The 7,077-nt window shown below is 72.5% G+C and carries 9 protein-coding genes; 6 read left to right on the forward strand and 3 right to left on the reverse strand.

All coding sequences use genetic code 11. From position 1 onward, the window contains the following. Positions 1-2,443 (reverse strand): amino acid adenylation domain-containing protein (locus tag ACFV61_RS28945; RefSeq protein ID WP_380494778.1); only part of this gene is annotated, 2,443 nt, incomplete at its 3' end. Between the two features lie 326 nt (positions 2,444-2,769). On the opposite strand from ACFV61_RS28945, the gene ACFV61_RS28950 reads away from it, so the two are divergent. From ACFV61_RS28950 to ACFV61_RS28975, 6 genes are all read left to right on the forward strand, one after another. Continuing rightward, entirely contained in the window at positions 2,770-3,486 is a 717-nt protein-coding gene (locus tag ACFV61_RS28950) for a histone deacetylase (protein ID WP_380494781.1), read from the forward strand. A 402-nt stretch (positions 3,487-3,888) separates the two neighbouring features. After that, positions 3,889-4,500, forward strand: coding sequence for a DUF5753 domain-containing protein (locus ACFV61_RS28955; protein WP_380494783.1), 612 nt, complete (start codon positions 3,889-3,891; stop codon positions 4,498-4,500). After that, positions 4,484-4,696, forward strand: coding sequence for a DUF397 domain-containing protein (locus ACFV61_RS28960; protein ID WP_380494785.1), 213 nt, complete (start codon positions 4,484-4,486; stop codon positions 4,694-4,696). Before ACFV61_RS28955 ends, ACFV61_RS28960 begins: the two co-directional genes overlap by 17 nt. A 69-nt stretch (positions 4,697-4,765) precedes the next feature. Beyond that, on the forward strand, positions 4,766-4,957 hold the full coding sequence (locus ACFV61_RS28965; protein ID WP_380494787.1) for a DUF397 domain-containing protein: 192 nt from the start codon (positions 4,766-4,768) through the stop codon (positions 4,955-4,957). Positions 4,958-5,061: 104 nt separating this feature from the next. Further along, the gene (locus ACFV61_RS28970; RefSeq protein ID WP_063352954.1) at positions 5,062-5,652 is read left to right on the forward strand and encodes a DUF5919 domain-containing protein; all 591 of its coding nucleotides are present in this window, start codon (positions 5,062-5,064) and stop codon (positions 5,650-5,652) included. Between the two features lie 77 nt (positions 5,653-5,729). Further along, complete coding sequence (locus ACFV61_RS28975) at positions 5,730-5,921, forward strand: DUF397 domain-containing protein (RefSeq protein WP_380494789.1); 192 nt, start codon at positions 5,730-5,732, stop codon at positions 5,919-5,921. 53 nt (positions 5,922-5,974) lie between these two features. Here the strand turns inward: ACFV61_RS28975 and ACFV61_RS28980 are convergent, their stop codons facing one another. Continuing rightward, complete coding sequence (locus ACFV61_RS28980) at positions 5,975-6,475, reverse strand: hypothetical protein (protein WP_380494791.1); 501 nt, start codon at positions 6,473-6,475, stop codon at positions 5,975-5,977. Positions 6,476-6,547: 72 nt separating this feature from the next. Further along, positions 6,548-7,036, reverse strand: coding sequence for a hemerythrin domain-containing protein (locus tag ACFV61_RS28985; protein WP_380494793.1), 489 nt, complete (start codon positions 7,034-7,036; stop codon positions 6,548-6,550). Positions 7,037-7,077: the final 41 nt, after the last annotated feature.

Genomic DNA, 7,077 nt, shown 5'->3' on the forward strand with positions numbered 1-7,077 from the left:
CGCGTGTGAGCGAGGTGGGGGGGGCGTGGGGGGCGCCGGGGCCGTGGCGGGCGCCGGGCTTGAGGGTGGAGCGGCCGCCGTTGCGGGCGCCGTCGCCGATGTCGATGCGGCCGAGGTGGAGGGTGTCGCCGTCGAGCCACCAGCCGGCGATGTCGGCTTCGGGTTCGACGGTGGCGCCGGCGCCGATGCGGGCGAGGCCGGTGACGGGGGGCAGGGTGTGCAGGAGGACGCCGGCGCCGATGCGGCAGCCGAGCGCGCGGGCGTAGCGGCGGGCCCAGGGGGTGCCGGCGAGGGCGCCGACGCCGAAGAGGGTGACGGCGCGTTCGGCGGCCCACAGTCGCAGGTGGGCCTGGCCGCCGCGGGGGTGGCTGCCGGGGCGCAGGCCGGCGGTGAGCAGGCGGGCGGTGCCGGCGGCGAGGAGGGTGCGGCCGGGGGCGCTGTAGAAGAGGAGGAGGCCGGCGGCGACGGGCCACCAGGAGCTGTGCGGGGCCCAGCTGAGCTGGTTGCCGATGAGGTTGTCGAAGGCGGTGAGGGCGAGGATCCAGCGCAGTCCGGAGATGCTGAAGACGCCGAGCAGGATGAGGGTCTGCCACAGGCCGGCGCTGGCGGGAGTGCGGCGCACGGTGCGGACGGGGGTGGGGGTGTGTGCGGCGCCGCCGGTATGAGGGGGGCCGGCGAGGTTGTCGAGGTAGTCGGCGAGGTCGCCGAGGACGGGGTGGGCGTAGAGGTCGGCGACGGAGACGCCGGGGTGGCGGGTGCGCAGTTCGGAGACGAGGCGGGCGGCGGTGAGGCTGGAGCCGCCGAGGGCGAAGAAGTCGTCGCCGGGGCCGGGGGCCGTGCCGAGCATGCCCTCCCAGCGGCCGGCGAGCCAGCCGGCGGTGCCGTCCAGGGGGGCGGCGGTGCCGGGGGTGGCGGTGCCGGTGGTGGCGAGCGGCCAGGGCAGGGCGTTGCGGTCGACCTTGCCGGAGGTGCGGGTGGGCAGGGAGTCGACGAGGGCGAGGACGGGCACGAGCGGGGCGGGCAGGCGTCCGAGCAGGTGCTGGCGGGCGGCGGTGAGGTCGGGGGTGGTGCCGGGCTGGGCGACGAGGTAGCCGATCAGCAGGTCGGCGCCGGCGGGGCTCTTGCGGACGGCGGCGGCCGCGGCGCGGATGCCGGGCAGGGCCTGGAGGGCGGCGTCGATCTCGCCGAGTTCGATGCGCCGGCCGCCGAGTTTGATCTGGTCGTCGGCGCGGCCGACGAAGACGAGGCCTTCGGGGTCGTTGCGCACGAGGTCGCCGCTGCGGTAGACGCGCGGGGAGGCGAGGGCGGGGTGGGCGCTGAACTTCTCGGCGTCCTTGGCGGGGTCGAGGTAGCGGGCGGTGCCGATGCCGGTGATGAGGAGTTCGCCGGTCTCGCACCAGGGGACGGGGTGGCCGGCGGCGTCGACGACGGCGATCTCCCAGCCGTCCAGGGGGGTGCCGATGCGTACGGGCTGGCCGGGGAGCATGCGGGCGGCGGTGGCGACGACGGTGGTCTCGGTGGGGCCGTAGGTGTTCCAGAACTCGCGGCCGGGGGTGGCCAGGCGCTCGACGAGTTCGGCGGGGCAGGCCTCGCCGCCGACGATGATCAGGCGCACGGCGTCCAGGCACTCCTGCGGCCACAGGGCGAGCAGGGTGGGGACGGTGGAGATGGCGGTGATGCGGCGTTCGACGAGCCAGGGGCCGAGGTCGGTGCCGGCCTTGACGAGGGAGCGGGGGGCGGGCACCAGGCAGGCGCCGTGGCGCCAGGCCAGCCACATCTCCTCGCAGGAGGCGTCGAAGGCCACCGACAGGCCGGCCAGGACACGGTCGCCGGGGCCGAGCGGCTGCTGCCGCAGGAAGAGGCGGGCCTCGGCGTCGACGAAGGCGGCCGCGGAGAGGTGGGTGACGGCGACGCCCTTGGGGCGGCCGGTGGTGCCGGAGGTGAAGATGACCCACGCGTCGTCGGCGGGGGTGGGCCAGACGGGGTTGCCGCGGGGCCCGGCCCCGGAGCCGGGGGCGAGCCGGCGTTCGGCGCCGAGGACGGCGCACACCTGGGCGTCCTGCCAGATCATGTCGGCGCGCTCGTCGGGGTCGTCGGCGTCGACGGGCACGTAGGCGGCGCCGCAGCGCAGCACGGCCAGGATGGCGACGTACAGGTCGGCGGTGCCGGAGGGGATGCGCACGCCGACCCGGTCCCCGGCGCCGATGCCGTGCCCGGCGAGGACGCCGGCGAGGGTGTCGACCTCGTGCATGAGGGCGCGGTAGTCGAGTACGGCGGTGCCGGTGTCCAGCGCGGGTGCGTGCGGGTGGGCGTCGGCGGTGGCGGTGACGATGTCGAGCAGGCTGCGGGGGTGCGCGGGCCGGACCGCCGGCCAACCGGCGGCGTGAGCGGGCCCGGGACGGTTCAGCGTTCCCGGGCCTGCCATGTCCTGGCGTGCGTCCATAAGGAGTGTCCTCGGCTGGGAGTAGTCATTAAGGATGAATGCGGGGAGTCACCTTGCGTGGTGCCTCACTCACCATGACTCCACTGGGAGCCCGCTGGATGCCGTGGAGGTGGAGTCAAAGGAACTTTTCATTTTCGGCGACATATGGGGGCATCAGGGAACGATTCGAAAGTCATTTCGGGGTTTTTCGATCGCTTTCGGCGGCGAAGGGTAATCGCCGGAGGCAGGAGGCATATGACGCGAAGGCGAAGAGTGGTCTACGCCATAGCGGCGGGGACGCTACCGGTAGTGAAAGCGGACCCGCCAGATCTGGAGGTTTAGCGATGATGGTGGCCGGATCCCGCCGGTGGCCCGCGGGGGGCGGGGGCGGCCTCGGGGGCGCCGTCGGGAGCGGCGCGTCCGGCACGGAGGGCGGCGCACGGCTCGTCTGGTACGCGGCGTACGGGTCGAACCTGCACGCCGCCCGGCTCGCCTGCTACCTGCGCGGCGGCCGCCCCGACGGCGGCGCGCACACCTACCCCGGCTGCCGCGACCACCACCCGCCGCGCCGGGACGTGGCCGCGACCCTGCCCGGCACGCTGTACTTCGCGCGGGAGTCGGCGGTGTGGGGCGGCGGCAGCGGCTTCTACGATCCGGACGCACCGGGTGAACTCCCCTTCCGGGCCTACTTGATGACGGTCAGTCAGTTCAGCGACATCGCCGCCCAGGAGATGCGCCGCTCCCCCGACACCGACCTCGACCTCACCCGCACCCTCACGCACGGACGCGACCGGCTCGGGCCCGGCCGGTACGAGACGCTGGTGCACGCGGGCGAGTTGGACGGGCACCCGCTGCTGACCTTCACCGCCCCCGAAGGCCTGGCCGGCGCCGCACTCAATCCACCCTCGGCGCCCTATCTGCGCACCCTGGCCGCAGGCCTGGCCGAGTCCCACGGCTGGAACGCGCACCGCTGCGCCGACTACCTGGCCTCCCGCCCGGGCGCCGCCGGGCACTGGACCGCGGCGGACGTCCTGGCCGCACTGGGCGGTGGTCTGGACCTTTAGGTCCCGTTCACCCCGTGGTGACCGTACGGTGACAACTGCGTGGGTTCCGGCCACATCAGGCAAAGGAAACGCCAGGCCACCGCACGGGTGAACCGGCGCCTCCCGCCGGCGGCTGGCGGCGGGAGGCGGCGGCCACACGGCGGCTTCGTCCAATTCGGGTTGAAGACCGCGACCGTACGCGGTATCGTTTTCCGGGACGGAGGAGGGGGACGGCGCGGTTGGCGAGCGCTTCGGCGGCGCGGGCGGCCTGGGCGGGGGCCATGACGTCCGGGAGTTCGTGGGCGCGGACGAAGCGGGCGCCGAACAGTCCACTGCGATGCCGGGGCGGGACGGTGAGGCGGGTGTCATCGCGCACGGTGCCGCCGTCGAAGACGAGGTTGAGGCGGCGGCACCCTCGGCCTGATGCTCGACCAGCTCGAACACAGAATCCTGATAGAGGGTTTCCCCGAGTACGCCGACAAGGAAGCCGAAGCGACCGCCATCCGGCTCTTCCAGATCGGGGTCATCTCAGGGCTGCTGCAGACTCCCGAGTATGCGGCAGCCTATGAACAGGCACCGGTCACGCGCGGGACCGTCACTCAGCAGCAGGCCGATGAGCGCATGCGGTTCCTCCTCGCCCGGCAGGAACGGATCGACCGACCGTCTCCGCCGTACGTCCAGGCCGTACTCGACGAGTGGAGCCTGCGACGGCCGATCGGCGGGCCTGCGGTGATGGTGGGCCAGCTGGCCCACCTGGAGAAGTTGGCCGGTCTACCGAACATGACCATCCAGGTAGCCCCGCTCAGCCTCGGAGAGCAACGGCCGTTCGCGCATCCAGTGACACTTCTGACGATGCCGAATCGTTCGCTGCTCGGCTATTCGGAGAGCCACCTGCGCGGCCATCTGGAGCGCGACGCCGAAACCCTCGCAGGCTGGGCCAGGGAGTACGATCGGCTGCAAGCCGAGGCACTGCCTCTGGCCCCGTCGCTTGAGCTGATCCGCGCAGTACGGAAGGAATTTGAAAGTGCACCTTGACCTATCCGGCGCTCGCTGGCGCAAGAGCACGTTCAGCGGCCAGGGCGGCGAATGCATCGAGGTAGCGGACGGCTTCCCCGGCATCGTCCCGGTCCGCGACTCCAAGGACCCCAACGGCCACACCCTCGCCTTCCCCGCCGATGCCTGGCAGGCCTTCGTCACCGCCGTCGGCACCGGCGAGTTCGACGCCAGCTAGGCCTATCTGACGCCGGAGTGGGAAGTCATCCCCATCGACTTCCCACTCCACCCGCAGGAGGCAACCGCGATGAACACCACCTGGCGCAAGAGCACGTACAGCGGCAGTGGCGGTCAGTGCATCGAGGTCGCCGACGGCTTCACCGGCGTGCAGCCCGTCCGGGATTCCAAGGACCCCGACGGGCCCGTCCTCCTCTTTCCCTCCCCCGCCTGGCAGGCCTTCGTCGCCGCCACCCGCGCCGGCGAGTTCGACGTCCGGTAGCAGCAACTCCGGCCCCGCCGCCCCGATCCGGCGGTTTCTAGGGGCCTTCTCAACCCCTCCGCCCGGTTCAACCCGCCAGCGCGACCTCAGGGGGTGATGAACGGATGATCTGGCCCAACACCGTGCGGGCGAACGTCAAGACCGGGCGCGACCGGGAGGTGTTCGCCGTCTACCCGTACCGCTCGGCCTGCCCGCAGTCGGTCTGGGCGCAGCTGATCGCCGAGGCCAGGTCCGACGTCTTCCTCGCGGGGTACACCAACTACTTCGTGTGGCTGGAGCAGCCCGCGCTGCTTCAGACTCTGCGGCGCAAGGCCGAGAGCGGTTGCCGGGTCCGGTTTCTCCTCGGGGATCCGGACTCCGACACGACGCGTCAGCGCGAGCAGGTCGAGGACGTGGCGCTCACGGTGTCCACCAGGATCAGGGTCACCCTGGAGAACCTGGCCAAGCTCTCCGGTACCGAGGGCTTCGAGGCCCGGTTCAGCGCTCCGGACGACGGTCCGAACCATGTCGGCCTCTCCGTCTTCCGCTTCGACGAGCACGCCCTCGTCACGCCTCACCTCGCCCGCGCCGTCGGCCACGACTCGCCGCTGATGCACCTGCGGCGCAGCGGGGAGAACGGCATGTTCGACCGCTTCGCCGAACACGTCGAAGAACTCTGGTCCCGGGGCGGCGACATCCGGACCGGCCCGCACTGACACCTGCGCCTAACCCGGCGCCGGAGTGGGAAGTCATCCCCATCGACTTCCCACTCCACCCGCAGGAGGCAACCGCGATGGCGATCACCTGGCGCAAGAGCACGTACAGCGGCGGGCAGAACGGCTGCGTTGAGGTCGCCGACGGCTTCACCGGCGTGCGGCCCGTCCGGGACTCCAAGGACCCCGACGGGCCCGTCCTCCGCTTCCGCTCCCCTGCCTGGCGGGCCTTCGTCGCCGCCGTCCGCGCGGGCGAGTTCGACGACCGGTAGTGGCAACTCCTGGGTGGGATGAAGGAGCTGTCGGGTCCGGGTGACCGCGTGCGTCAGCGGTCGGGGGTGTGGGCAGTCGGGCGGACGGCGTCGGGCAGCAGGTGGAGTTCGTAGGGGGTGTAGCAGTCCGCCATCTCGCCTCCGACCACGGCGCCGCAGCGGCAGGCGCGGTTGGGCGGGCCGTCGCCGGGGGCTCCGCAGCAGCCGGGTGGGCCGGTCGTTGTCACGTGCCCGGTGAGGCCGGTCCCGTCGTCGGGGTGCAGGACGAAGGTGTTCCGGGGCCCGGCCGAGACGACGACCATTCCGTCGAAGTCACTGATGCACGGGCCGCCGGGGTAGGCGGGGGGACAGCCGTCCTGGTCCTCGGCCGGGACGAACGGCGGTCCGTACGGCTGCGGATCGACGGCGTAGTGGCCGCGGGGCATGGTGGGCGGGGCCTGTCGGCGGCCGTTGACGAGCTCGCCCTCGAACAGGTGCCGGGCCGGAACCGCCGGGAGGGGCTCAAGGTCGGCCGTGAGGGCCTCGCCGCAGGCGGCGCAATGAAAAATCGTCATCGCGGCATGTCTACAGCGCCGGCCCTCACCTCGCAACGGGATTCCGCTCCCCGCCGGGCGGGGGCTCGCCCGTCAGCCGAACCGGAACACCCGGTCTGGCCAACTGCCCTCGGGCGTCGCGCCGTCGAGGGCCTCGCTGATCGTCCGTTCCTCGTAGGCGAAGTGGGATTCCATGATCGCCGTGAGGCCGTCGAGTTCGCGCCCGACCGCTTCCAGTCCTTCGCCGGGCGGTTCGGCCGATTCGGCGGCGTGGTCGGCGAGTTCGCGCACCCGGGTGAGGATGGCGGCGATCATCTCGTGGTCCTCGACGAGTTTGGCGACCGTCCCGGCGAGCTGTGGGCGTTCGCGCACCAGCTGGGCGAACATGCCCTCGTCCTCGCCCTGGTGGTGTGCCGTCAGTGCGGCGCAGAAGGCCAGGCAGTGGGTGCGCAGTGCGTCGCCGTCCGGGCGGCGCTGTCCGATCCCGGCTCTGATACGGCCGACCTGGCGGCGCAGTTCCTGGTGTGCTCGGGAGAGTTGAAGGCTCAGGGCGACCACGCGGTCGCCGTCATGGGAAGCCACGGGAGGCGGCCCCTTCGGTTCCACACCTCCATGCCTGACGC

The sequence above is a fragment of the Kitasatospora sp. NPDC059817 genome (assembly GCF_042731835.1).
Taxonomy (GTDB): domain Bacteria; phylum Actinomycetota; class Actinomycetes; order Streptomycetales; family Streptomycetaceae; genus Kitasatospora.

Coding starts and splice junctions, on each gene's coding strand:
- ACFV61_RS28955 (WP_380494783.1), top strand. CDS start 3,889: ATGCTCGACCAGCTCGAACACAGAATCCTGATAGAGGGTTTCCCCGAG.
- ACFV61_RS28975 (WP_380494789.1), top strand. CDS start 5,730: ATGGCGATCACCTGGCGCAAGAGCACGTACAGCGGCGGGCAGAACGGC.
- ACFV61_RS28970 (WP_063352954.1), top strand. CDS start 5,062: ATGATCTGGCCCAACACCGTGCGGGCGAACGTCAAGACCGGGCGCGAC.
- ACFV61_RS28950 (WP_380494781.1), top strand. CDS start 2,770: ATGGTGGCCGGATCCCGCCGGTGGCCCGCGGGGGGCGGGGGCGGCCTC.
- ACFV61_RS28980 (WP_380494791.1), bottom strand. CDS start 6,475: ATGACGATTTTTCATTGCGCCGCCTGCGGCGAGGCCCTCACGGCCGAC.
- ACFV61_RS28965 (WP_380494787.1), top strand. CDS start 4,766: ATGAACACCACCTGGCGCAAGAGCACGTACAGCGGCAGTGGCGGTCAG.